Annotated in this window: 20 protein-coding genes; 10 read left to right on the top strand and 10 right to left on the bottom strand. The window is 65.3% G+C overall.

The window, feature by feature from the left end; genetic code table 11:
• Positions 1–49: 49 nt before the first annotated feature.
• The 9 genes from TSA66_RS09830 to hypB are packed head-to-tail and all read right to left on the bottom strand — an operon-like array spanning position 50 to position 10,323.
• The gene (locus TSA66_RS09830; RefSeq protein WP_040039870.1) at positions 50–1,510 is read right to left on the bottom strand and encodes a nickel-dependent hydrogenase large subunit; all 1,461 of its coding nucleotides are present in this window, start codon (positions 1,508–1,510) and stop codon (positions 50–52) included.
• A gap of 7 nt (positions 1,511–1,517) precedes the next feature.
• Positions 1,518–2,543: an NADH-quinone oxidoreductase subunit B family protein gene (locus TSA66_RS09825; RefSeq protein WP_198358764.1), complete on the bottom strand. Its 1,026-nt coding sequence runs from the start codon at positions 2,541–2,543 to the stop codon at positions 1,518–1,520.
• Positions 2,540–4,012 carry a sigma-54-dependent transcriptional regulator gene (locus tag TSA66_RS09820; RefSeq protein WP_040042406.1) on the bottom strand — a complete coding sequence of 491 codons (1,473 nt, stop codon included), beginning with the start codon at positions 4,010–4,012 and terminating at the stop codon, positions 2,540–2,542. The genes TSA66_RS09825 and TSA66_RS09820 overlap by 4 nt, the downstream gene beginning before the upstream one ends.
• A 6-nt stretch (positions 4,013–4,018) precedes the next feature.
• Positions 4,019–5,746, bottom strand: coding sequence for an enoyl-CoA hydratase-related protein (locus TSA66_RS09815; RefSeq protein WP_040039869.1), 1,728 nt, complete (start codon positions 5,744–5,746; stop codon positions 4,019–4,021).
• A 12-nt stretch (positions 5,747–5,758) separates the two neighbouring features.
• The gene (hypE, locus tag TSA66_RS09810) at positions 5,759–6,811 is read right to left on the bottom strand and encodes a hydrogenase expression/formation protein HypE (RefSeq protein WP_040039868.1); all 1,053 of its coding nucleotides are present in this window, start codon (positions 6,809–6,811) and stop codon (positions 5,759–5,761) included.
• A complete protein-coding gene (hypD, locus tag TSA66_RS09805; protein ID WP_040039867.1) occupies positions 6,808–7,947 on the bottom strand; it encodes a hydrogenase formation protein HypD in 1,140 nt (379 codons plus the stop codon). Before hypD ends, hypE begins: the two co-directional genes overlap by 4 nt.
• Complete coding sequence (locus TSA66_RS09800; RefSeq protein WP_040039866.1) at positions 7,944–8,201, bottom strand: HypC/HybG/HupF family hydrogenase formation chaperone; 258 nt, start codon at positions 8,199–8,201, stop codon at positions 7,944–7,946. Before TSA66_RS09800 ends, hypD begins: the two co-directional genes overlap by 4 nt.
• Positions 8,192–9,352, bottom strand: coding sequence for a Kae1-like domain-containing protein (locus TSA66_RS09795; protein ID WP_052452214.1), 1,161 nt, complete (start codon positions 9,350–9,352; stop codon positions 8,192–8,194). Before TSA66_RS09795 ends, TSA66_RS09800 begins: the two co-directional genes overlap by 10 nt.
• A complete protein-coding gene (hypB, locus tag TSA66_RS09790; RefSeq protein ID WP_084199454.1) occupies positions 9,349–10,323 on the bottom strand; it encodes a hydrogenase nickel incorporation protein HypB in 975 nt (324 codons plus the stop codon). The genes TSA66_RS09795 and hypB overlap by 4 nt, the downstream gene beginning before the upstream one ends.
• A gap of 464 nt (positions 10,324–10,787) precedes the next feature.
• On the opposite strand from hypB, the gene TSA66_RS09785 reads away from it, so the two are divergent.
• From TSA66_RS09785 to hypA, 8 genes are read left to right on the top strand one after another with little or no spacing between them, the layout of a single operon-like run.
• Entirely contained in the window at positions 10,788–11,972 is a 1,185-nt protein-coding gene (locus tag TSA66_RS09785; protein WP_052452213.1) for a hydrogenase small subunit, read from the top strand.
• On the top strand, positions 11,969–12,976 hold the full coding sequence (gene hybA / locus TSA66_RS09780) for a hydrogenase 2 operon protein HybA (RefSeq protein WP_040039865.1): 1,008 nt from the start codon (positions 11,969–11,971) through the stop codon (positions 12,974–12,976). Before TSA66_RS09785 ends, hybA begins: the two co-directional genes overlap by 4 nt.
• Positions 12,969–14,120 carry a Ni/Fe-hydrogenase cytochrome b subunit gene (hybB, locus tag TSA66_RS09775; protein WP_040039864.1) on the top strand — a complete coding sequence of 384 codons (1,152 nt, stop codon included), beginning with the start codon at positions 12,969–12,971 and terminating at the stop codon, positions 14,118–14,120. Before hybA ends, hybB begins: the two co-directional genes overlap by 8 nt.
• Positions 14,121–14,129: 9 nt before the next feature.
• Positions 14,130–15,833, top strand: coding sequence for a nickel-dependent hydrogenase large subunit (locus tag TSA66_RS09770; protein ID WP_040039863.1), 1,704 nt, complete (start codon positions 14,130–14,132; stop codon positions 15,831–15,833).
• A complete protein-coding gene (locus TSA66_RS09765) occupies positions 15,834–16,325 on the top strand; it encodes a hydrogenase maturation protease (RefSeq protein ID WP_040039862.1) in 492 nt (163 codons plus the stop codon).
• Between the two features lie 5 nt (positions 16,326–16,330).
• Positions 16,331–16,555 (top strand): HypC/HybG/HupF family hydrogenase formation chaperone, encoded by a 225-nt coding sequence (locus TSA66_RS09760; protein WP_232429442.1) that lies wholly within the window; start codon positions 16,331–16,333, stop codon positions 16,553–16,555.
• Positions 16,556–16,582: 27 nt separating this feature from the next.
• Positions 16,583–17,716 carry a nickel-dependent hydrogenase large subunit gene (locus TSA66_RS09755; RefSeq protein WP_040039860.1) on the top strand — a complete coding sequence of 378 codons (1,134 nt, stop codon included), beginning with the start codon at positions 16,583–16,585 and terminating at the stop codon, positions 17,714–17,716.
• A complete protein-coding gene (gene hypA / locus TSA66_RS09750) occupies positions 17,709–18,050 on the top strand; it encodes a hydrogenase maturation nickel metallochaperone HypA (RefSeq protein WP_040039859.1) in 342 nt (113 codons plus the stop codon). Before TSA66_RS09755 ends, hypA begins: the two co-directional genes overlap by 8 nt.
• Before the next feature lie 9 nt (positions 18,051–18,059).
• Here hypA and TSA66_RS09745 read toward each other — a convergent pair whose 3' ends face one another.
• Positions 18,060–18,875 carry a HoxN/HupN/NixA family nickel/cobalt transporter gene (locus TSA66_RS09745; RefSeq protein WP_040039858.1) on the bottom strand — a complete coding sequence of 272 codons (816 nt, stop codon included), beginning with the start codon at positions 18,873–18,875 and terminating at the stop codon, positions 18,060–18,062.
• 753 nt (positions 18,876–19,628) lie between these two features.
• Between TSA66_RS09745 and TSA66_RS09735 the strand changes: the two genes are divergently transcribed.
• Together TSA66_RS09735 and TSA66_RS09730 are read left to right on the top strand one after the other, a co-directional pair.
• Positions 19,629–21,773 (top strand): hydantoinase/oxoprolinase family protein, encoded by a 2,145-nt coding sequence (locus TSA66_RS09735; RefSeq protein ID WP_040039856.1) that lies wholly within the window; start codon positions 19,629–19,631, stop codon positions 21,771–21,773.
• 11 nt (positions 21,774–21,784) lie between these two features.
• Positions 21,785–24,109: a hydantoinase B/oxoprolinase family protein gene (locus TSA66_RS09730; protein ID WP_040039855.1), complete on the top strand. Its 2,325-nt coding sequence runs from the start codon at positions 21,785–21,787 to the stop codon at positions 24,107–24,109.
• Positions 24,110–24,118: the final 9 nt, after the last annotated feature.

Here is a 24,118-nt window from a genome sequence, read left to right as displayed (position 1 = left end):
TGTTCCCGGTTTCGCCTGTTCTTCTGTTCTTTTTCGCCACGGTACCCGATCAATGCACGGTGCACACCATACATGGATCAAATGAACGCACAATATGCTGGACCGACACCGGCGCCGTTTCGCCGGCGCGCACCGGGGCGCCGACCAGCGCCGCTTCCAGCGCGCCCGGCACACCCTGAGCGTCGCGCGGAGAGAAATTCCAGGAGGTCGGCGCGACGATCTGGTAGTTCGCGATGCGCCCGTCGCGAATCGCGATCCAGTGCCCGAGGCTGCCGCGCGCCGCCTCCGTCAGCCCCGTTCCGTCGGCATGCTCCGGCAGCGGGGCATCGGTGAAATACGGTTCGTCGATGCGCAGCGCGGCCAGCCAGCTTTCCATCGCCGGCACCACCAGCGCCAGTTCCAGCAGGCGCGCCAGCACGCGCGTATAGACGGTTGCGCCGCAGCGGCGCGCCGCGTCGCGGATGAGCGGATGGCCGTGCACCAGTTGTCGCGCCAGCGCGCCGGTTTCCAGCACGTGCCCGCCCAGGCGCGGCGCCTTGTTCCAGGTATAGGCATCGGCCTTGTCCGGCGCCGGCAGGGTCAGTCCCTGCCGCGGGTGGCGCGGACCGCCCTGATCGGCGAGCCAGGCGCTGGTGGCGTCCTCCGCAATCGCGGACAGGTCGAGCGGCATCGCCATGTCCTGCTCGGCATCCCACAAGCCGCGCGCAAACAGCGGCGTGCCGTCATGCTGCGCATACGAGCCGTAGGCCAGGTACCGTCCGGGGCCTTTGCCGAGCGTGTCGAGCGCCGCGCCTTGCGCCAGCGTCAGGAACAGTCGGAAGTCGCCGGCATCCGGCGCCGCACCGGCATGCCACGCCGCCAGCGCCGGCTCGCTGTCTATCGCGGCGATCTGCTCCAGCGGCGCGGCGAACGTCGTGCGCTCCAGGAAGGCGCGGAATTCGCGTATGCGCGCGAGCAGGCGAATCCGCTCCGACGCGTCGATGGCGCGCGCCGATCCGCCCGGATGAATCGATTGCGTATGCGGCCATTTGCCGCCGAGCGTGCCGAGCAGCGTGAACCAGCGCTGGCGCGCCAGCAGCGCCTGCCGCGCATGCTCGCCCTGCTGCGCGGCAAAGCGCTGCCGCACCGTTTCATGCCATGGCATTCCGGCATACACCGGGCGCGCGAAGTCCGGCATAAAAAACAGATAGAAGTGCGTGAGATGATCGGCCAGGTTTTCGGTAGCGAGCATCAGGTTGGTGACGATCGCGCCATTGGGCGGCGGCGCGACCTGCATCGCGTCGGCCAGCGCCCTGGCGGCGGCCACCGATTGCGACACCGAGCAGATGCCGCAGATGCGCGGCACGTATACCATCGCATCGAACGGATGCTTGTGCTGCAGTATCTGCTCGAAGCCGCGATACATCGGGGCATTCACCCATGCCTCGCGCACGCGCGCGCCATCGATGTCGAGGCGGACTTCGAGGTCGCCCTCGACGCGGTTGAATGGGCCGACGATCAGGCGTGACATGATGGACTCACTTCAGGCGGGTCTTGCGGATCGCGGGCGTGACGACCGGATGGTCGGAGCGCGCATTGTCGCGCACGCGTTTAGGCGTGGCCGATTTCGACAGTGACGACAGTGCGACGAACCATGCCTTCGGCATGTCGGCCGGCAAGCCGATCGGAATGCCGGCGATCTTCGGCGTGACATGAAACGGATGGCCGGGCTCTTCGAATCCGGGTTCGGTGCAGCTGATGCAGGCATAGCCGCCGCGCAGGCAGGAGCCGTCGCCATTCCACAGCCGTGCGCTGCAGTCGGCATGCGCCTGGGTGCCCTTGCAGCCCATGTTCTCCATCAGGCAGCCGAGATCGGAAGGCTTGGCGGCGCTGGCCTTGAATTCGTAGAATTCGTTGCGGGTGCAGCCGTGGTGCACCAGCCGGTCCGCATAGAAGCGCGGGCGACCGAGCGCGTCGAGCTGCGTGGCGTCGAAGGGGCCGGCGGCAAGCGACATCAGGGTTTCGATCACCCATTGCGGATGGATCGGACAGCCGGCGATATTAATTACGGGCAGTCCGGAGCGCGAACGGTATGCGGCGCCGAGCAGGCCGCCGGGCTGGTCGCCGTCGTACTGCAGGCCGCAGGCGTCGGTGGGATTGCCGCCGCCGGCGGCGATGCCGCCATACGCGGCGCACGTGCCGACGGCGATCACATGGTCGGCCACGGCAGCCAGGCTTCTTACCCACTCGACCATCGGCGTGCCGCTGCCGGCCAGCAGGTGAAAACGCCCGGTGCCGCGCGGGCCGCGCAGCATCGCCCCTTCCACGCACAGCACATGCAGCGGTAGCGCGCCGTCGCGGCAGGCGCGCAGGATCGAGAGCGCGTCGTCGCCGCTCTCCAGCGACAGCGAAGGATGCCACAGCAAATTGATGCCGGCGCCGCCGAGCGTGCCGAAGAAATCCGTGGTGTCGGCGCACAGCAGCGACATGGTGCAGCCGCCGCAGCCGCCGGACTGCAGCCACAGTACATTCATGCCGGCGCGGGCCGCGATGGGAGCGTTCATTTTTCCTCCAGCCCGAAGCGCACCAACTTGCCGCGCAGGCCGACGCGCGACAGGCCGAGTTCCTTCGATGCATGCGTCTTGTTCCAGCGGTAGCGCAGCAGGGTTTCCTTCAGAATCACCGCCTCGATCGCGTCCAGCCGCTCCTGCAGCGTGCCGGATTGCGGAATGCCGGCATGGCCGGGCGCGTGCCGGCCGTTCAGCGTGGTCGTGCCCGGCTGGCCCTGCAGCACCTTGCTGGAGAATGCATGCGCAGCGACCTCGTCGCTGTCGCTCAGCGCCAGCGCGCGAAAGATTTCATTGCGCAGCTCGCGGATGTTGCCGGGCCATGGGTAGGCCATCATCGCGGCGACCGCGCCGGGGGTGAAGCGGATCGCCGGCTTGCCCAGTTCGCGCGACGCCTGCTGCAGCAGCGCGTCGGCGATCAGCGGGATGTCGCCGGAGCGCTCGCGCAGCGGCGGCATCGACAGCGTCATGCCGGCCAGACGGTAATACAGGTCCTGGCGGAAGCGCCCGGCGCGCACATCCTCTTCCAGATTGCGGTGGGTGGCGGCGATCACCCGGACATTCACCGGGATGGCGCGGGTGGCGCCGACCGGGCGCACTTCGCCTTCCTGCAGCACGCGCAGCAGCTTGACCTGGAAGCCGGGCGAGGTATCGCCGATCTCGTCCAAGAACACGGTACCGCCGTCGGCACGCTGAAACAGCCCGACATGGTCCTCATACGCGCCGGTAAACGAGCCGCGCTTGTGACCGAACAGCTCCGATTCGAGCAGCGTTTCCGACATCGCCGCGCAATTTTCCATCACGAAGGCGCGCGGCGCGCGCGGGCTGGCATAGTGGATCGCGCGCGCCAGCAGTTCCTTGCCGCTGCCGGATTCGCCCAGCACCAGCACCGACAAGTCGTAGCGCGCAATGCGGGTGGCGATTTCGCATACCTGATCCATCGGGCTGCCCGGCGCGCGCACGATGCGCCGGAAATCGAAGGCGTCGCGCACCACCGCCTGCCGCTCGGCGGCGCGTGCGCGCAAGACCGGCGCACTGGTGCGCAGTTCGAGATTGATGCGGTGCATGTCGGACTGCAGGCTGCGCGCATCGACCGCCCTGCGCACCGTGTCGAGCAGGTGGTCCGGCAGCCAGGGCTTGAGCAGGTACTGGTAGATGCCCGCTTCGTTGATGCCTTCGATGATGTCTTCGGAATCCGTATAGCCGGAGATGACGATGCGCACCACGTCCGGCCAGCGTTCGCGCACTTCCTTCAAGAACTGCACGCCCGTCATGCCCGGCATGCGCTGGTCGCACAGCACCACGGCTACCTGCTGCCGCTCCAGCACGGCACGCCCCTCGTCGGCGCTGCCGGCGGTTAGCACGTTGAAATCCTCGTCCAGCGTGCGCCGGATCGCATCCTGCGAGCGTGTTTCATCGTCGATCACGAGGACGGTCGACAGGTTGTTCGGGGAGATGACATTCATGATCATTCAGGCATCGCGGTGGATGGCAAGGTGGCGCGGCGTCCAGGCATGCGGCATCTTGTGCACGAAATGATAGCGCGCGACGTGGTAGCTGGGATCGAATCCGAAGAAATTGCGCCGCATTTTCGCCAGTTCCTCGTCGCGGTAAGCCTGCAGCGGCTTGGCCGCTTCGTCGCGCGCCCGGCGTTCGCGCTTGGCCGCCAGCCGCTCGGCGTAGTCACCGGCCTTGGCCAGTGCGCTCGCGCGCCGCGTCACTTCCCGCATGAACGACGCTTCGTCGGCGTCAAAGGCGGCGTCGATCAGTCCCATGCGGGCGGCCTGCGCGGCCGACAGCGGCATGCGGTTTTGCGTGATCGCACGCGCCTGCTCTGCGCCTACCCGCTGCGGCAGCAGGTAGGTCCAGTATTCGGAGCCGTAGAGGTTGCCCATGTTCTTGTAGTGCGGGTTGAGCAGCACGCCTTCCCGGGCCCACACGGAATCGGCCGCCAGCGCCAGAAACACCCCGCCGGCGCCGGCGTTGCCGCGCATGGCGGCGATCGTCAGCTGGTCGGTGGCGCTCAGGATTTCCAGCGCCAGATCATCCATCGCATTGATGTTGTGCCATGACTCGTCGGCGGCGCTTCCATCCGGCCGGTGGGCCGCAGCCTCGATGCAGTTCAGATGGATTCCGTTGCTGAAGAAATCCTCGCCGCCCAACAGCACCAGCACGCGGACCGGCCGCTGCCGCGCCTCGGCCACGGCTTCACGCAGCCGCCGGCAGTGCGCGGTGGACATCGCGCCGTTGTAGAAATCGAAAGACAGATAACCAACGCCATCCTGCTCGCGGTAGCGCAACTCGCCCCACTCGTCGTCCGGGCGCTCCGGATACGCGGGCAGCTCCGGCAGGCGCGCAACCTGCGCCGGAAACGCCAGCGCAACCGGCAGCTTGAGCGGCTTGTCGGCGACTGCGTCGCCCGGCGCAAGGCGGGTGTGACCGATCCACACGCCACCGTCGGCGGTGCGCCGCAGGACAGCGTCTTCGCGCCGCGCGACGACCTCACCCGCCTGCCCGCCCACCGCATCCAGCGCGCGCCGCGTGGCCGCGTGCGCGTCATACAGGAAGCAGTCGATGCCGAACAGGCTGTCGCGTACGCCGGGAAAGCCATCGGCGCTGTTGATCTTCGCCAGCACGGTGGCGGTGTCGTCGGCGCACCATTCGATGCGCCGCTGCTCCTGCCGCAGCAGCGGCCGCAGTCGGCCGCAGGTGGCGCCGGCTTCGGCCAGCGGCAGCGGCCTTTCGCCGCGCTCGAACTTGCCGATCGCTTCCAGCACCGCGTCCAGCGCGGCGCTCGTCACTTCGTTGCGATAGAGGCTGCTTTTCTTCGCCACACGCATCGGAAAAGTCCGGCTGGCCCAGATGTCGCCGGCGTCCATCTCGGCATTGGCCTGCAGCACGGTCACGCCCCATTCGCGCTCGCCATCGAGGATCGCCCAGTCGAGCGAGGACGGGCCGCGGTCGCCGACGATGCCGGGGTGGACGATCAGGCACACATGGTGCTGCCAGATGGAAGCCGGCACCGCGCGCTTGAGGAACGGCGCAACGATTAGGTGAGGCTGGAACAGCGCCACCGCTTCTTCGCTGACGGAATCGGCGATGTCGAGCTCGATCGCCACCTCGTGCCCGCGCTCGCGCAGCTCGACGAACAGGCGCTGCGTGAGGCTGTTGAAGCTATGTGTCAAAAACAGGATGCGCATTACCGACCTTTCTCAGCAAATGCGTGGCAGCTGCTCGCCGGACAGCCAGTCCACCACGCGCCGTCCGCCGAAGCGGGTCTTCATCTGCACGAAGCCGTGCGCATCCTCGATCACCGTGCCGATGCGCGCCGCGTCCGCGCCGAGCGGGTGCGCGCGCATCGCCGCCAGCAGTTGTTCAGCATCCTGTTCGGCGCAGATGGCGAGAAGCTTGCCCTCGTTGGCGACGTACAGTGGATCGAGGCCGAGGAATTCGCAGGCCGCCTCCACCTGCGGCAGCACCGGGATCGCCGCTTCGTCGAGCAGCATGCCGACGCCGGACTGCTTGGCGATTTCGTTGAGCGTGGTCGCCACGCCGCCACGCGTCGGGTCGCGCAGCACATGCACGGCGGGCACGGCGGCCAGCATCGCCGCCACCAGCCCGTGCAGCGCGGCCGTATCGGAAAGAATCTCGGTCTCGAACGCGAGCGATTCGCGCTGCGACATGATTGCCACGCCGTGGCTGCCGATGTGACCCGACACCAGGATCGCGTCGCCCGGCCGCGCGTAAGCGCCGTCGATATCGATGCCGGGCGCGACCACGCCAATGCCGGTGGTGCTGATGAACACGCCGTCGCCCTTGCCGCGCTCGACCACCTTGGTGTCGCCGGTGACGATCGGCACGCCGGCTTCGCGCGAGGCGGCCGCCATCGATTCGATGATGCGCTTGAGCTCAGCCAGCGGAAAGCCCTCTTCTAGGATGAAGCTGGCCGACAGATACAGCGGCGTCGCGCCCATCATGGCCACATCGTTGATGGTGCCGTGCACCGACAAGCAGCCGATGTCGCCGCCAGGGAAAAACAGCGGCGACACCACATGGGCGTCGGTGGCCATCACGAGCCGGCCGGCGGGTAGCGACAGGCTTGCACCGTCGTTGCCCTGGCGCAGCCATTCATTGTCGAATGCCGCGACGAACAGTTCCTCGATCAGTTGCGCCGATGAGCGCCCCCCGGCGCCATGGCCCATGTCGATGCGCCCGTTCTTGAAGTCGATCGGTCGCGTGTAGTTTTTTTTCACCATGCCGCTCATGCCGTCACCACCGGGATATCCTTGAAACGTCCGTAGGAATAATGCGCCGCGCACGCGCCTTCGCTCGACACCATGCAGGATCCCATCGGGTTCTCCGGCGTGCAGACCGTGCCGAACAGCTTGCAGTCGGTCGGCCGTTTCACGCCGCGCAAAATCGCGCCGCACTCGCAGGCCTTGTTGTCGGCCACCGGCTTGTAGGCCAGGCCGAATTTCTTTTCCGCGTCGTAGCTTGCGAAGGCGGAGCGGATGCGCAGCGCGCTGTACGGCACCTCGCCCAGCCCGCGCCATTCGAAGGTGGTGCGCAGCTCGAACACGTCGGACACCAGCGTCTGCGCGACCAGGTTGCCCTCGGTGGTGACGGCGCGCACGAATTCGTTCTCGACCTCGGACCTGCCTTCATTGACCTGGCGCACCAGCATCAGGATCGCCTGGATCACGTCCAGCGGCTCGAAGCCGGCCACCACCACCGGCTTGCGATACTCTTCGGCGAAATGCTCATAGGGGCCGGAACCGATCACGATGCTCACGTGCGCCGGGCCGATGAAGCCGTCGATCGGCACCGTGCCGTAGTCGCGCACCTCGGGCGACTCGAGGATGTGGGTGATCGCCGACGGCGTGAGCACGTGGCAGCACAGCACGCTGAAGTTGTCGATCTTGCGCGCGGCCGCCTCGCGCAGCACCAGCGCGGTGGGCGGCGTGGTGGTCTCGAAGCCGATCGCGAAGAACACCACTTCGCGCAGCGGATTTTCCAGTGCGATCCTCAATGCGTCGGCGGCCGAATACACCATGCGAATATCGCCGCCGCGCGCCTTGGCCTTGATCAGCGACAGGCCGTCGGACGCCGGCACGCGCATGGTGTCGCCGTAGGTGCAGACGATCGCGTTGTGCTCCAGCGCGGCCTTGATCGCATGGTCGATGCGCCCGATCGGCAGCACGCAGACCGGGCAGCCGGGGCCGTGGATCATGCGTACGCTTTCCGGCAGCAGCTCGGAAACGCCGTAGCGCGAAATCGCATGCGTATGGCCGCCGCAGAATTCCATGAAGCTGTAGCGCCGTCCGGGCTGGACTTCGGCATGGATGCGTGCGGCGATTTTCTGCGCGACCTCGCCGTCGCGGAATTCGTCGATGTACTTCATGTGAGCTGCTCCGGTGCGGCTGGCGGCGGCGAAGCCTGCGCCTGTTCCATTTCGTTGAACATCTCCAGCGTGCGCTGCGCCTCATCCGGATCGACCTTGCCGATCGCATAACCGACATGCACGATCACATACTCGCCGACCGACACGTCTTCCACCAGCGCGGTCGAGATTTCCTTGCGCACGCCGGCCAGGTCGATCACCGCCTGCTGGCCGGGCCGCACTTCGACCACGCGGACCGGGATGGCTAAACACATACTTCTGCTCCTTTCGGGGAGGATGGCAACTGCTGCGCCGCGACCCAGGCCTGGCCGAGCGCCAGGCCGGCGTCGCCGCACGACACCTTCTGCGGCAGGAAGACAGCCAGACCGCGCCGGTCGAGCGCGGCAGCCAGGCGCGACGTCAGCACGCGATTGAAAAAACATCCGCCACCCAGCGCCACCGCGCGCACACCATGGCGCTGCGCCGCCTGCGCGGCCCACTCGGCGAGCGCATCGGCCAGCGTCGCATGGAACAGCGCCGCGCCGCGCGCGACTTCCTGCGCATCGCCGCTGTCGGTCAGCGCGAACAATTGCGCAAACAGCGGCCGCAAATCGAGCACGCCGTCATCGCCGATGGCATATTCGCCCTGCGGCGCATCGTGCTCGGCCAGATAGCCGGCCGCCAGCTTTTCCAGCGCCATCGCCGCTTCCGCCTCGAACGCCTGCTTCACGCTGATGCCGAGCGCACCGGCGGCAGCATCGAACCAGCGCCCGGCGCCGGTGGCGGGAGGGCTGTTCACCCCTTTGGCCAGCATCGCCTGCACCGTCTGCGCCGCCGGCGCGCCGACCTTGCCGGCATAGCGGGTGCCGACTTCCGCGCCGCGTCCCATCGCATGCAGCACCGCCGCCGCCATGCGCCACGGCTCGCGGGCGGCGGTGTCGCCGCCGGGCAGCGCGAGCGTTTGCAGGTGGCCGAGCCGCTGCCATTGGGCGCCCTGCACCCACAGCAATTCGCCGCCCCAGGCCACGCCGTCCGTGCCGAGGCCGACGCCGTCGAGCGCCAGTCCGATCACCGGTTCGTGCAAGCCGTACTCGGCAGCCACCGCGCCGATATGCGCATGGTGATGCTGCACGGCGATGGCCGGCACGCCGAGCTGCCCGGCCACGCGCTGCGCGAGCTGGCTGCTGAAGAAATCGGGATGCAGGTCGTGCGCGAGCGCCTCCACGCACCCGCCCGTCTGGCGCAGCAGCGCGTCCACCGACTGTTCCAGCGCGATGCAATTGGCGGGATCCCCCAGGTCACCGTGCATCGGCGACCACTGCACGTGCGTGCCGTGCAGCAGGCAGGCGGCATTCTTGAGCCAGGCGCCGCAGGCAAGCACCCGCCCGCCGGCTGCGGCCGGCAGTTCCAGGGCCGGGACGCTCATTGCGCCTCCGCGACGGCGCGCTGGCCGGCGAGTATCCAGTCGAGCCAGGCATCCATGCCCTGTCCCTTGGTCGCCGACACCTGCAGGATCTCGATGTGCGGATTCACGCGCCGCGCATATTCGATGCACTTGTCGACGTCGAAATTCAGGTAAGGCAGCAGATCCACCTTGTTCAGGATCATCAAGCGCGCCGCAGCGAACATGTCCGGGTACTTGATCGGCTTGTCCTCACCTTCGGTCACCGACAGGATCGCCACCTTGGCGGCTTCGCCGAGGTCCCACATGGCCGGGCAGACAAGGTTGCCGACGTTTTCGATGAACAGGATGCCGCCCTGCCCGGCGTGGTGATCGTGATGATCGTGATCGTGTTCATGATGGTGGTGCAGCGGCAGACGGGAAAATGCATTGCCGACCATTTGCGCGTCGAGATGGCAGCCCTTGCCGGTATTGACCTGGATCGCGGGCGCGCCGGTGGCGCGGATGCGGTCGGCGTCGTTGCTGGTCTGCTGGTCGCCCTCGATCACCGCGACCGGAAGAGCTGCGGCGCGCTGCTTGAGCGCTTCGATCGTGGCGCACAAGAGCGTGGTCTTGCCCGATCCCGGGCTGGAGACGAGGTTGAGCGCGAGGATGCCGTGGTGGGCGAAATGCGCGCGGTTCTGCGCGGCGTACTGGTTGTTCTTGCCGAGCACATCCTGCTCCAGCCGCACCACGCGCGACTGGCTGATGCCGGGCACCGATGCGCACGCCGGGCCGTGGCCGTAATGCAGATCGCCGGTATCGGGGTCGGCGGCAACGTGGACATCCTCCTCGGCCGGCGCCTGATGGACGTGTTCGTGAGCATGGCCGTGATGATGATGGTGATGCAAGGCGCCCAGCGGTCTGCTCACTTGCCGATATGGCAATTTACTTTCCAGTTGATCGCCGGACGCCTGCGCGCCCCCCTTGCCACTGCATCCGCATACCACGCACATCTTCGCTCTCCCCGCCGGCGCTTCACCGGCACATCATCTTAGTCAGCTTCCACCTGCGTGTCCAACCTGGAAGGTGAATTGCCACCACACGCCCTGTGCGGCGCCGGCAATCGGCCCGACTTGCCGGTCACGCGCTTTGCAATCGCCGATCAAACTGGAATCTGCGATTGCAGCCGAAACCGCGGTTTTTCCCGGGCAGCATTGTGGCATCAGGCTTTGCAGCCATCCCCCGTGTAACGCGCCGTCTTGGTTTGCCGCGCTTTTCCATCCCTCGGTCGCCCGTGGCACAGAAGTTGCGCAGTCACCGCCGTTTCGCCCTGGCCACTGTCCTTGCAATATTCGTGACAGCCCCAGGCAAAAACAACAAACGGCGCCGCGCACGGCGAATCACGCGGCGCTCTTCATGATTGGTATGACAACTTCCAGTCGATGCGCTTCGAACATCAACGGAAAAGGGGAGCGAGATGAGCAGGAACGAGCACGGCGGTAATGGCGACGGCATTGCCGCGGTCGAGAAGCGCCTCGGTATTTCACGGCGTAGTTTTCTACAGTTTTGCACGGCGATGGCGGCAACCATGGGGCTGCCCAAGGGCGCGGATGCGGCGATCGCCAGCGCGGTCGCGAGCAAGAAGCGGCCGTCGGTGATCTGGCTGCATTTCCAGGAATGCACCGGCTGTACCGAGTCGATGCTGCGGGCGGAACACCCGACGCTGGAAAAGCTGATACTCGACGTGATCTCGCTCGACTACCACGAGACCCTGTTCGCCGCCGCCGGCCATCAGGTGGAAGCGGCGCGCAAGGCGGCGATGGCCGCCAACAAGGGCAAGTACCTGCTGGTGGTCGAAGGCGCGATCCCGACCAAGGACAACGGCGTGTACTGCAAGATCGGCGGCCAGACCGCGCTGGAATTGCTCAAGGAATGCGCGGCGGATGCGGCGGCCGTGATCGCCATCGGCAGCTGCGCCTCCTGGGGCGGCATGCCGTCCACCGGGCCGAACCCGACGGGCGCCTCCAGCGTGTCCGACGTGCTGGGCAAGACCGTGGCGACGATTCCCGGCTGCCCGCCCAACCCCTATAACTTCCTGTCGACCGTCGTGCATTTCCTCACGTTCGGCAAGCTGCCCGAGCTCGATGGCAAGGGCCGACCGAAGTTCGCCTACTCGCGCCTGGTGCACGACAACTGTGAGCGCCGCGCGCACTTCGACGCCGGACGCTTTGCCATGGAATTCGGCGACGAGGGCCACCGCAAGGGCTATTGCCTGTACAAGCTCGGCTGCAAGGGGCCGGAAACCTACTCCAACTGCCCGACCATCCTGTTCGGCGACGTCGGCTGCGCCAGCTGGCCGGTGGCGACCGGCCACCCGTGCATCGGCTGCACCGAACAGGGCGTGGGCTTTGCCAAGCCGATCCATGCGCTGGCCGAGCTGAAGAACACGGTGCCGCCGGTCAGCTATCCGCGCGTCTCCGAGGAAAGAGGCAAGGGTGCGTCGCTGGGCGCAGTGGCGGTGGTGGCGGCGGCCGGTGGCGCGGTGGCCGGCAGTGTTGTGACGATGGCTAAGAATCTCGGCAAATGCCCGAGCGCCGGCGGCGGCTGCCCGAGCCAGTCTGCGGACAAGCCGGCCGCCGGCAGCGAGAGGAAAGAACCATGAGCATCGACCGGCGCGATTTCCTGAAGGGTGCGCTGGGCAGCGGCGCGCTGCTGGCTTCGTCCGCCACGGTGGAGGCACGCGAGAACAATCCGATGCCCTCCGAGGCAGTCGGCCTGCTGTTCGACAGCACGCTGTGCGTCGGCTGCAAGGCCTGCGTGGCGGCATGCAAGGAAGTCAACGGCATGCCGCCCGAATTCTCGACGCAGGACCAGCTGTGGGACACGCCGATTGACCTGTCGGGCAAGACGCTCAACGTGATCAAGTTCTACAAGCAGGGCACCGGCGAGACGCGCAACAGCGAGACCGACGGCTTTGCGTTCATGAAGAACTCCTGCATGCATTGCGCGGACCCGTCCTGCGTGTCAGCCTGCCCGGCCAAGGCGATGACCAAGGACCCGGTGACCGGCGTGGTCAGCTACAACAAGGATGCCTGCATCGGCTGCCGCTATTGCGTCGCCGCCTGCCCGTTCGGCGTGCCGCGCTTCGAGTATGACAAGGCGATTCCGCAGATTTCCAAGTGCCAGCTGTGCCGGCACCGGATGAAGGACGGCAAGTACGCAGCATGCGCGGAAGTCTGCCCGACCGGCGCGACGCTGTTCGGCAAGGTCAAGGACCTGAAGGTCGAGGCCAAGCGCCGCCTGGCGCTCAAGCCAGGCGAGGAAACGTCTTTCCCCCGCGGCAATCTCACCACCCGCGACCAAGTGCCGCATACCGCACCGGCCGCCACCTATGTGCAGCATCTGTACGGCGACAAGGAAGTCGGCGGCACGCAGGTGCTGAAGCTGTCGGCGGTGCCGTTCGAGAAGCTCGGCATGCCGACGCTGCCGGAACGCTCCTATGCGGCCACCTCGGAGACGCTGCAGCACACGCTCTACAGCGGCATGGCGCTGCCGATCGCCTTCCTCGGCGTGCTGAGCTTCCTTGCCAAGCGCACCACCAAGGACAACGACGGCGATGACCACACTGCCCCCGACGACAAGAAGCAAGGAGGTTCCGATGTCTAATGCACATCATGCACCGGCCGCGCCGCTGGGCGGACCGCTGGTCACGCCGACCACGATCACGCTGGCGATCTTCGTGGCGATCGCGGTTGCCATCCTCGGCGTGCGCTTTGTCTACGGCATGGGGGCGGTCAGCAACCTGAGCGACGGCCAGACCTGGGGCATCTGGGTAGTCTACGACGTCATGATCGGCTCGGCGCTGGCGTGCGGCGGCTATGTGATGGCGCTGCTGGTGTATATCTTCAACCGCGGCGAATACCACCCGATGGTGCGCCCCGCCCTGCTGGCCAGCCTGTTCGGCTATACGCTGGCCGGCATGTCGGCGGCGATCGACCTCGGCCGCTACTGGAACTTCTGGCATGTGTTCTGGCCCGGCTATGCGCAGGTCAATTCCGTGATGCTGGAAGTGGCGCTGTGCGTGTCGGCCTACATCCTCGTGATGTGGATCGAGTTCGCGCCGGCGATCTTCGAGAAGTTCGGCTTCCGGGTCGCGCAGCGCAAGCTGAACAAGGTGCTGTTCTTTTTCATCGCGCTCGGCATCGTGCTGCCGACGATGCACCAGTCGTCGCTCGGCTCGATGCTGATCGTAATGGGCAACCACGTGCACCCGCTGTGGCAGACCACGCTGATTCCGCTCTTGTTCCTGATGACGGCGGTGACGACCGGCTTCTCGGTGGTGATCTTCGAATCCTGCCTCGCGTCCTCGGGTTTTAAGCTCCAGCTCGAAATGCACCTGCTCACCAAGCTGGCCAGGCTGATGGTATGGACGGTGGCAGCCTATCTCGTGGTGCGCGTGGCGGACCTGGCGCTGCGCGGCGCGCTCGGGCAGCTGCTCCGCCCCGAGCTGACCGCCGTCATGTGCTGGCTCGAACTCGCCGCCTTCGTCGCGCCGCTCATCCTGCTGCGCAACGAAGAGGCGCGCCACCAGCCGGCACAGCTGTTCCTCGCGGCATTCAGCCTGATGACCGGCGCCTTCCTGCTGCGCATCAACGCTTATCTGGTCGGCTACAACAGCGGCTCCGACTGGAGCTATTTCCCGTCGGTGCCGGAAATCATGGTCACCATCGGCATCATCGCGATGGAAGTGCTGGGTTACATCGTATTGGTTCGGTATTTGCCGATCCTTCCGAAAGAAGAAACAGTTTAGGAGAGAAGCATGGCAAAAAGAATCACGATCGATCCCATCACCCGCATCGAAGGCCACCTGCGGATCGACTGCGAAATCGACGGCGGCAAGGTCAAAAAAGCATGGGCATCGGGCCAGATGTGGCGTGGCGTCGAGCAGATCCTGCTCGGGCGCGATCCGCGCGACGCCTGGTCGATCACGCAGCGCATCTGCGGCGTGTGTACCACCGTCCATGCGATCACGTCGGTGCGCGCGATCGAAAACGCGCTCGACATGGAAATTCCGCTCAATGCGCAATACATCCGCAACCTGATCCTCACCGCGCATGCGATCCATGATCACATCGTGCACTTCTACCACCTGTCCGCGCTGGACTGGGTGGACGTCACCTCGGCGCTGAAGGCCGATCCGGTCAAGACCGCGCAGCTGGCGGAGGGCCTGTCGAGCTGGACCGGCAACAGCCGGCATGAATTCGCGAAGGTGAAGGAGCGCCTGACGGGATTCGTCGGCACCGGACAGCTCGGTATCTTCACCAACGGCTACTGGGGCCATCCGGCGATGAAGCTGCCGCCGGAAGTGAACCTGCTGGCGACCACGCACTACCTCCAGGCGCTGGAAGTGCAGCGCAAGGCGAGCAAAATCGTCGCCGTGCTCGGCTCGAAATCGCCGCACATCCAGAACATCGCGGTCGGCGGCGTGTCCAACCCGATCGATTTCGACTCGCAATCGTCGCTGACGATGGAGCGGCTGCTGGCGGTCAAGGGCTGGATCGACGAACTGGCCGATTTCGTGAAGAACGTTTATCTGGTCGATGTCGCCGCCATCGGCGCCTACTATGCCGACTGGACCGCGATCGGCAAGGGCGTCACCGAATACCTGGCGGTGCCGGACCTGCCGCTCGACACCAAGGGCACGCAGTTCGCGCTTCCCGGCGGCTATATCAAGGACGGCGACCTGGCCACCTTCAAGGCGATCAAGAGCTTCGGCGACGCGTTCTTCCGCGACGGCGTCGAGGAAAGCGTCAAGCACGCCTGGTACAAGGGCGGCAAGGGCGCGCTGCATCCGTTCAAGGGCGAGACCGATCCGGACTACACCGACTTCCAGGACAACGGCAAATACTCGTGGGTGAAGTCGCCGACCTTCTACGGCAAGCCGGCGCAGGTGGGCCCGCTGGCGCGGGTGCTGGCGATGGTGGCCGCCGAGCATGCGCCGACCGTCAAGTACGTGAACCAGACGCTCGACACGGTCAGTTCGCTCGCCAAGACCAAGGTGCCGGTCGCCGCGCTGCACTCGACCATCGGCCGTCATGCGGCGCGCGCGGTGTCCTGCGCGGTGCAGGTCGACCTGCTGGCACAACAGTGGCAGATGCTGATCGATAACCTGGCCAAGGGCGACCACAAGACTTTCAACCGGCCGACCTTCCCCAAGGGCGAGGTGACCGGCGTCGGCTTCCACGAGGCACCGCGCGGCGCGCTGTCGCACTGGGTGGTGCTCAAGGACGGCAAGATCAGCAACTATCAGTGCGTCGTGCCGACCACCTGGAATGCGGCGCCGCGCAACGAAAACGAAGCGATCGGCCCGTACGAGGCATCGCTGCTCGATACGCCGGTGGCCGACCCGGAACGTCCGCTCGAAGTGCTGCGCACGGTGCACTCGTTCGACCCCTGCCTGGCCTGCGCGGTGCATGTGCTCGATACCGATCAGAACGAAGTCGTGAAAGTACAGGTGCTGTAAATGCGCATCATCATCCTCGGTGTCGGCAACATCCTCCTTTCCGACGAAGGTGTCGGCGTGCGCGCAATCGAACGGTTCAGGGAAGAGTATCGCCTGCCGCCCGAGGTGGAAGTGATCGACGGCGGCACCACCGGCATGGAGATGCTGGAAGACCTGGCGTGCGCGACGCACCTGATCATCGTCGATGCAGTGCGCAGCAGGAAGGCGCCGGCCACCATCGTCAAGATCGCCGGCGACGACGTGCCGGTGTTCTTCAAGACCAAGCTGTCTCCGCATCAGGTCGGCTTGTCCGATGTGCTGGCGACCCTGACGTTGAACGACGAACAGCCCGGCGGCGTGACGGTCTTCGGCGTGGAGCCGGTATCGCTGGAAACCGGCATGGCGCTCACGCCGCAAGTCGAAGCGCTGCTGCCGGTCCTGTGTGGTCACATCGCCGCCGAACTGGCGCTGCTAGGAGTGCGCGTGCAGCCTGCGACGGCGGAGGCAGCGTAATGTGCATGGCCATTCCATCGCGCATCGTCGCCATGCAAGGCGACATGGCGACGGTGGAAGCCTTCGGCAAACTACGCCATGTGAGCCTGATGCTCCTTTCGGAGCCGGTTGCGACCGGCGACTACCTGCTGATCCAGGCGGGCGGCTTTGCGTACGAGCGCGTGGAACACGAGCGCGCGCTGGAAACGCTGGCGCTGCTGGCGACGATCGTCGATCATGCACCGGCCTAACCGCATACTGTTTTCCGGCTGCGAACTGTGAATACCGAAGGAAAGATCGGGCTGCATCTGCACTGGGATGGCAGCCGCATCACCAGCGCGAGCATCACGCCGCGCGCATTGCCGGCCATTGATGCTCTGCTATGCGGCAAGCAGCCGTCGCAAGCGCTGCAAATCATTCCCGCCGTCTTCAGCCTGTGCGGCAAGGCGCAGGCCGCCGCTGCGGCAGCGGCGCTGGATGCCGCACAATCCGGCGGCGTGCCCGCCGTGCCGCCACGGCGCGAGCGGCTGGTGCTGATGGAAGCATTGCAGGAGCTGCTGTGGCGCTTCCTGCTCGACTTGCCGCGCCTGGCCGGTCTTCCCCCCGATGTGCAGTGTCTGGCGTCACTGCGCCGGCGCTTTGCCGCCCTTGCCGCTCCCGGCATCGACGACGCCGGCTGGCGCCGTCAGCTGCACGAGATCGAATCGGAGGCCGGCTCGGCGCTGCTCGGCAGCGGCATGGCTGCGCTGCGCGAGTCCATCGATGAGCAGGCGCTGCTTGCCGTGCTGGCAAAAGCGAATACCGTTACCGGCGCCAGCCTGCTGCGCTGCCATCAGCCATCCATTCCGGGTGCATCCTGCACCGCGACCCTGATGCCGCCGGTGCATGCGGAACACGTACAAGCCGTCCTGCTGCCCGCACTCGCGGACGATCCGGATTTTGCGCTGCTGCCGCACTGGAACGGCCAGTGCATGGAAACCGGTTCCCTGGCGCGCATGCAGGATCATCCGCTGATTGACGCGCTGCTGCGCGATGCAGGGCCTTCGCCATTTGCCCGCCTGATTGCGCGGCTGTATGAAATCCCGCAACTGTTCGCGGATCTGCTCGCCGAAACCCCGTCCCGGCAACGCTGGGTGCAGGGCTTGTCGCCCGCGCCCGGCATTGGCGTGGGTTGGGTGCAGAATGCGCGCGGCTTGCTGCTGCACCATGTGGCGCTGGATTCGCAGGGCGCGATCAGCGCTTACCGCATCGTTGCGCCGACGGAGTGGAACTTCCATCCGGCCGGCCCCTGCGCGCAAGGCTTGACCGGGTGCGCCGCAGCGAGCCAAGATGAGGCGCGCGCCTGCGCCGAATGGCTGGTGCAGGCGCTGGACCCGTGCGTTTCCCATCAGATCGAGGTTGACCATGCATGAAATGTCACTCGCCGAAGGCGTGCTCCAGGTAATCGAAGACAGCGCGAGAACGAACGGCTTTTCGCAGGTGAAGACGGTGTGGCTGGAAGTCGGGGCGCTCGCCGGCGTGGAGGCGGACGCGCTGCGCTTTTGCTTCGATGCGGTGGTCAAGAACAGCATCGCCGACGGCGCGCGGCTGGACATCATCGAGACACCCGGCGAGGGCTATTGCATGCATTGCGACAAAACCGTGCCGATCAGCCAGCGCTACGACCCCTGCCCGCATTGCGGCGGCTACCAGGTGCAGCCGACCGGCGGGCTGGAACTGAAGGTGCGGGAACTCGAAGTCGATTAGGTTTGCGGGTCAGCACTCCGGCATCGCCCGCGCGGCGGACTGATGCATGCGCCGCGCCAGCGCGTAGCCGCACAGGATAATCCCCAGTACCGACAGGCCGAACAGCAGCTCCTTGCCGTCGGCCCAGCCGTCGATGAAGCCCGACGCCTGCCTCGACGCGCCGAAGCCCGCCACCAGCAGCGCGCTGCCGGCCACCAGCAGCGAAAACATCCGCCCGGCGCGTTCCACGAACCGTTCGCTGCGTCGGATCAGGCTGGCCACCACCACGCCGTTGATACTATCGGTGAGCACCATGCCGATGACGAAGCACACCGCCAGCGCCAGCGTCGACGTCAGTCCGCCATGCCTGCCGCCGGCCATGCCGAACCACGCGGCCAGCGACAGCGCATCGAGCGACAACGCAAAGACCGCCCCCACGCTCAATGCACCCCAGATGCCGGGCGGCAGCGGCAGGCGCATGACCGAGCGCGCCAATGGCGACATCGCCGGCGCATGCCCGGCCGGACGCAATGCATTGCGCAGGTTCGTGATGCCTATCGCGCCAAGAAAGAGCATCGAGATCCAGGCGCCCAGCGGGTCCAACCAGTCTGGCAGGCTGCCGGCGCCGAGCCATTCGAAGATCCAGGCGGCGGCCAGCACCGTGCCCCCATGCCCAAGCGAAAACAGCAACCCGGCCGAACGCGCCAGGCGGCCCACGCCGCGCTGCACATGCAGCCGCGCCAGACCGTCGATGCTGGCCAGATGATCCGCATCGAAGCCATGCTTGAGTCCGAACAACAGGGAAAACGCCATCAGGCTGCCAAACGCCAGGGATGCTTCAGGCATGTGAGTCTCCGACCTTATAGGAATGGTTCGGGTGTTCCATACAAGAACCATGCCACGCGTTACACGAGGATGAGGAACGCCGGTGCGCGCATGATCCGGCTTCGGTTGCGGCGGTTTTGCGCACCCTTCCGCTAAGCCGCTTGCCGGCGGCAGCATTCCTGGCGCTCAGTGCGCTTGCAGCGCCTGCGCAAGCCGCAAGCCGCGCTTGCAGCCGATATGCTTCCTGTCAAAGCCTGCCCGGTGTCTTGTCGGCCGTTGCGCCGCTGCGAGAACCGTCCGTTTTGATGACGTGATCATGGGCTAGAGCGATTACTTTGTGACCTGAAACGGCCATTGCCGTTACTAAGCTTCGTATGCAACAACCGGGCAGTAAACGCACTGTTCATTCCATGCTTTCCGCCGATAGGAAAAATATCATGGCCAAAGTTGTTCCCAACGTGAGGCCCGGCCAACCGACCTGCACGATATCGATACACCGATCAATGTAAAGCCATAGCGAGAATCGCTGTTCGAAAATCGTACGACACTCCCGTCCGAAATCACGGCGCTCGGCGTCGTACGCCTCTCTGATCTGCCGGCTTTCAAGCCTCTCCCAAGCTGTAAGTAATTGATCGAAAAGGGAAAACGTCCTCCTCCTCCCTCTGGCACAGCCCTTGCGAAACAGCGCTCCGACCACCTCGCTTGATCGGGTGCGTTTGACCACGTACTGCGCTTCTGCACGCGTGGATGACAACAACGGAAGGAGATATCGCTATGCAAGTACAGTCCCAAGTACAGGTGATGGGCATCGACGCCGGCGGCACGATGACCGACACCTTTTTTGTGCGCTCCGACGGACGTTTCGTCGTGGGCAAGGCGCAGAGCAACCCGCAGGATGAGTCGCTCGCCATTTTCAACTCTTCACAGGACGCGCTCGCGCACTGGGAACGAACTGTTGACGACGTGTATCCGGAACTGCTGACCTGCGTGTATTCCGGTACGGCGATGCTGAACCGCGTCGTGCAGCGCAAGGGGCTGGATGTCGGCCTGATGGTCAACAAGGGGTTCGAGCATGTGCATTCCATGGGCCGCGCGATACAAAGCTATCTCGGCTATGCACTGGAAGAACGCATCCACCTCAACACCCACCGCTATGACGAACCGCTGGTGCCACTGTCACGCACGCGCGGCGTGACCGAGCGCACCGACGTCCAGGGGAAGGTCGTGATCCCGCTACGCGAGGACGAGGTGCGCAAGGCGGCGCGTGAGCTGGTTGCTGCAGGATCAAAGGCCATCGTCATCTGCTTCCTGCAGTCGCACAAAAACGGCTCCAGCGAGCAGCGTGCACGTGACGTGGTGCGAGATGAGCTGAAGAAGATAGGTTCCCAGGTTCCAGTCTTTGCATCGGTCGACTACTACCCGCAACGCAAGGAAAGCCACCGCATGAATACCACGGTGCTGGAAGCCTATGCGGCTGAACCGTCGCGCGAGACGCTGAAAAAAGTCAGCGACCGCTTCAAGAAGCACGGTGCGAAATTCGACCTGCGGGTGATGGCCACGCATGGCGGGACGATCAGCTGGAAGGCCAAGGAGCTGGCGCGCACCATCGTGTCCGGCCCGATCGGCGGCGTGATCGGCTCCAAGCTGCTGGGCGAGGTGCTCGGTTACGACAACGTCGCCTGCTCGGATATCGGCGGCACTTCCTTCGACATGGCATTGATCACCAAGGGCAATTTCGCCATTGCTTCGGATCCCGACATGGCGCGTCTGGTGCTTTCGCTGCCGCTGGTAACGATGGATTCCGTCGGCGCGGGCGCGGGCAGTTTTGTGCGCCTCGACCCGTATAGCGGCGCGATCAAGCTCGGTCCGGACAGCGCAGGCTACCGCGTCGGCACCTGCTGGCCGGAGAGCGGACTCGATACCGTGTCCGTATCGGATTGCCACGTGGTGCTCGGCTACCTGAATCCGAACAACTTCCTTGGCGGTGCCATCAAGCTCGATGTCGACCGCGCGCGCCAGCACATCAAGGCGCAGATCGCCGATCCGCTCGGCCTGTCGGTCGAAGATGCGGCCGCCGGCGTGATCGAACTGCTCGATCTGCAGTTGCGCGAGTACCTGCGTTCCAACGTCAGCGCCAAGGGTTACAACCCGACGGACTTCGTTTGCTTCTCCTACGGCGGTGCCGGCCCTGTGCATACCTATGGCTATACGGAGGGACTTGGCTTCAAGGACGTCGTCGTGCCGGCGTGGGCGGCAGGTTTCTCGGCCTTCGGTTGCGCATGCGCGGACTTTGAATACCGTTACGACAAGAGCGTGGACCTGGCGCTGCCGCAGCATGCCGGCAATGAGGCGAAGGTACAGGCAGCGCAAACCATCCAGGATGCATGGGCCGACCTCGCGGCAAAGGTGATCGAGGAATTCAAGATCAACGGTTTCAAGCCGGAGGAGGTGATTCTGCGTCCTGGCTACCGCATGCAGTACATGGGGCAGCTCAACGACCTCGAAATCAGCTCGCCGATCGCCACTGCGTCGACCGCCGAGGACTGGGACCGCATCGTCGACGCATTCGAGGAAACCTATGGCCGGGTGTACGCGAGTTCGGCACAGTCTCCCGAGCTGGGCTTCTCCGTCACCGGCGCCATCATGCGCGGCATGGTCGTTACGCAAAAGCCGGTGCTGCCGGAAGACCCGGCAGGCGACCTGATGCCGCCGAAGGAAGCACTGATCGGTACCCGTCCGCTGTACCGCCACAAGAAGTGGCATGACGCGATCGTGTGGAAGATGGAGGCCCTCAAGCCGGGCAACACGATCGTCGGCCCCGCCATCATCGAATCCGACGCCACCACCTTTGTCGTACCGAACGGTTTCTCGACCACGCTCGACAAGCATCGCCTCTTTCATCTCAAAGAAACGAACTAAGGAGACACGCCATGAACATGATGTCCACCAAGGAAGTTGGTTTTGCCGACTTGCTCAAGACCGGCGAAACGCTCAAGGAATTCCGCGACGGCATTCTCAAGCGCACCGCCGACACCGGCCACTACAACGGCCTGACCCGCCTGGAGCTGCGCGAGAAGGACCCGATCCGCTACGAAAAGCTGTTCTCGAAACTGCGCGGCGGCCTGGTGCATGCCCGCGAAACGGCGAAGAAGATCGCCGCCAGTCCGATCGTCGAGCAGGAAGGCGAACTCTGCTTCACGCTCTACAACGCCGCCGGCGACTGCATCCTGACGTCGACCGGCATCATCATCCACGTCGGCACGATGGGCGCAGCGATCAAGTACATGATCGAGAACAACTGGGAAGCCAATCCCGGCATCAACCCCGGTGACATGTTCACCAATAATGACTGCTCGATCGGCAACGTGCACCCGTGCGACATCGCCACCATTGTGCCGATCTTCGCGCATGGCAAGCTGGTCGGCTGGGTCGGCGGCGTCACCCATGTGATCGACACCGGCGCCGTCACGCCGGGTTCGATGTCCACCGGCCAGACGCAGCGCTTCGGCGACGGCTACATGATCACCTGCCGCAAGACCGGCGTGAATGACACGCCGTTGCGCGACTGGTTGCACGAGAGCCAGCGCTCGGTGCGTACGCCGAAATACTGGATTCTCGACGAACGTACCCGTATCGCCGGCTGCCACATGATCCGGGACTTGATCGAAGAGGTGATTGCGGAGGAAGGCCTGGAAGCCTACGAGAAGTTCGCGTTCGAAGTGATCGAGGAAGGACGGCGCGGGCTGCAAACGCGCATCAAGGCGATGACGCTGCCGGGCAAGTACCGCAAGGTGGCCTTCGTCGACGTGCCCTATGCGCACGAGGACGTGCAGACATCCAACGCGTTCGCCAAGCTCGATTCGATCATGCATTCGCCGGTCGAGATGGAGATCCGCAAGGACGGCACATGGCGCCTCGATTTCGAGGGCGCGAGCCGCTGGGGCTGGCACTCGTACAACGCGCACCAGGTCGCCTTCACCAGCGGTATCTGGGTGATGATGACGCAGACCCTGGTGCCGACGCAGCGCATCAATGATGGCGCCTACTTCGGCACGGAGTTCCACCTGCCCAAGGGCACATGGATGAATCCGGATGACCGCCGCACCGGCCACGCCTACGCCTGGCACTTCCTCGTCTCCGGCTGGAGCGCGATGTGGCGCGGCCTGTCGCAGGCCTACTTCAGCCGCGGCTACCTCGAGGAAGTCAACGCGGGCAATGCCAACACCTCGAACTGGCTGCAGGGCGGGGGTATCAACCAGGATGGCGAGATCCATGCGGTCAACAGTTTCGAAGCGTCGTCCTGCGGCACCGGCGCCTGCGCGATCAAGGATGGCCTGAGCCACGCGGCGGCGATCTGGAATCCCGAAGGCGACATGGGCGACATCGAGATATGGGAAATGGCCGAGCCGCTGCTCTACCTTGGCCGCAACATCAAGACCAACTCCGGCGGCTACGGGAAATATCGCGGCGGCTGCGGATTCGAGACGCTGCGCATGGTCTGGAACGCGCAGGACTGGACCATGTTCTTCATGGGCAATGGCTACATGAACAGCGACTGGGGCCTGATGGGTGGCTATCCGGCGGCGACCGGCTACCGCTTCGAGGCGCACAAGACCGGCCTGAAGGAGCGGATTGCCGCGGGCGATTCCCTCCCGCTCGGAGGCGACCTCAATCCGGACCTGCCCGACTACGAAAACCATCTCAACGCGGGTGCGGTGGTCAAGCGCGACAAGCAGTGCATGACGACCGAGGACTGCTACGACAACTACGACCTGTACCTGAACTACCTGCGCGGCGGCCCAGGCTTCGGCGACCCGCTCGACCGCGAGCCGGAAGGCATCGCGCGTGATCTCAACAATGCGCTGCTGCTGCCGGAGTACGCGCAGAAGGTCTACGGCGCGGTCGCGACGATGGATGCCAATGGCGTATGGCATGTCGACGCGCAAAAGACTGCGCTGCAGCGCCTGGAAATCCGCAAGCAGCGACTGGCCCGTTCGCAGCCAACCGCCGAGTGGATGAAAGCCGAGCGCGACCACATCCTGGTCAAGCATGCCGCTCCGCAAGTACAGCACATGTTTGCGACCAGCTTTGGCCTGTCGCAGAAGTTCGAGCAGCAGTTCCGCGACTTCTGGGATCTCCCGGAATCCTGGACGCTGACCGAGGACGAACTCGACGTGCCGACCTACGGCTCGAAGTTCCGCATGGACCTGTCTCAGATGCCCGACGTCAACACCGTCGTGCTGGTCGAAGAATGAGCCTGCCAG

It is taken from the genome of Noviherbaspirillum autotrophicum, assembly GCF_000818395.1.
Taxonomy (GTDB): Bacteria; Pseudomonadota; Gammaproteobacteria; order Burkholderiales; family Burkholderiaceae_D; genus Noviherbaspirillum; species Noviherbaspirillum autotrophicum.
Note: the sequence above shows the minus strand (reverse complement) of the source record. Positions and strands in the feature narration are given on the sequence as shown.

What these genes read in the sequence shown, in the direction of transcription:
- TSA66_RS09770 (WP_040039863.1), top strand. Translation starts at nt 14,130, where the DNA reads ATGGCAAAAAGAATCACGATCGATCCCATCACCCGCATCGAAGGCCAC.
- hybA (WP_040039865.1), top strand. Translation starts at nt 11,969, where the DNA reads ATGAGCATCGACCGGCGCGATTTCCTGAAGGGTGCGCTGGGCAGCGGC.
- hybB (WP_040039864.1), top strand. Translation starts at nt 12,969, where the DNA reads ATGTCTAATGCACATCATGCACCGGCCGCGCCGCTGGGCGGACCGCTG.
- hypB (WP_084199454.1), bottom strand. Translation starts at nt 10,323, where the DNA reads ATGTGCGTGGTATGCGGATGCAGTGGCAAGGGGGGCGCGCAGGCGTCC.
- TSA66_RS09730 (WP_040039855.1), top strand. Translation starts at nt 21,785, where the DNA reads ATGAACATGATGTCCACCAAGGAAGTTGGTTTTGCCGACTTGCTCAAG.
- hypA (WP_040039859.1), top strand. Translation starts at nt 17,709, where the DNA reads ATGCATGAAATGTCACTCGCCGAAGGCGTGCTCCAGGTAATCGAAGAC.
- TSA66_RS09745 (WP_040039858.1), bottom strand. Translation starts at nt 18,875, where the DNA reads ATGCCTGAAGCATCCCTGGCGTTTGGCAGCCTGATGGCGTTTTCCCTG.
- hypE (WP_040039868.1), bottom strand. Translation starts at nt 6,811, where the DNA reads ATGAGCGGCATGGTGAAAAAAAACTACACGCGACCGATCGACTTCAAG.
- TSA66_RS09735 (WP_040039856.1), top strand. Translation starts at nt 19,629, where the DNA reads ATGCAAGTACAGTCCCAAGTACAGGTGATGGGCATCGACGCCGGCGGC.
- TSA66_RS09815 (WP_040039869.1), bottom strand. Translation starts at nt 5,746, where the DNA reads ATGCGCATCCTGTTTTTGACACATAGCTTCAACAGCCTCACGCAGCGC.
- TSA66_RS09760 (WP_232429442.1), top strand. Translation starts at nt 16,331, where the DNA reads ATGGCCATTCCATCGCGCATCGTCGCCATGCAAGGCGACATGGCGACG.
- TSA66_RS09830 (WP_040039870.1), bottom strand. Translation starts at nt 1,510, where the DNA reads ATGTCACGCCTGATCGTCGGCCCATTCAACCGCGTCGAGGGCGACCTC.
- TSA66_RS09825 (WP_198358764.1), bottom strand. Translation starts at nt 2,543, where the DNA reads ATGAACGCTCCCATCGCGGCCCGCGCCGGCATGAATGTACTGTGGCTG.
- hypD (WP_040039867.1), bottom strand. Translation starts at nt 7,947, where the DNA reads ATGAAGTACATCGACGAATTCCGCGACGGCGAGGTCGCGCAGAAAATC.
- TSA66_RS09795 (WP_052452214.1), bottom strand. Translation starts at nt 9,352, where the DNA reads ATGAGCGTCCCGGCCCTGGAACTGCCGGCCGCAGCCGGCGGGCGGGTG.
- TSA66_RS09800 (WP_040039866.1), bottom strand. Translation starts at nt 8,201, where the DNA reads ATGTGTTTAGCCATCCCGGTCCGCGTGGTCGAAGTGCGGCCCGGCCAG.
- TSA66_RS09785 (WP_052452213.1), top strand. Translation starts at nt 10,788, where the DNA reads ATGAGCAGGAACGAGCACGGCGGTAATGGCGACGGCATTGCCGCGGTC.
- TSA66_RS09820 (WP_040042406.1), bottom strand. Translation starts at nt 4,012, where the DNA reads ATGAATGTCATCTCCCCGAACAACCTGTCGACCGTCCTCGTGATCGAC.
- TSA66_RS09765 (WP_040039862.1), top strand. Translation starts at nt 15,834, where the DNA reads ATGCGCATCATCATCCTCGGTGTCGGCAACATCCTCCTTTCCGACGAA.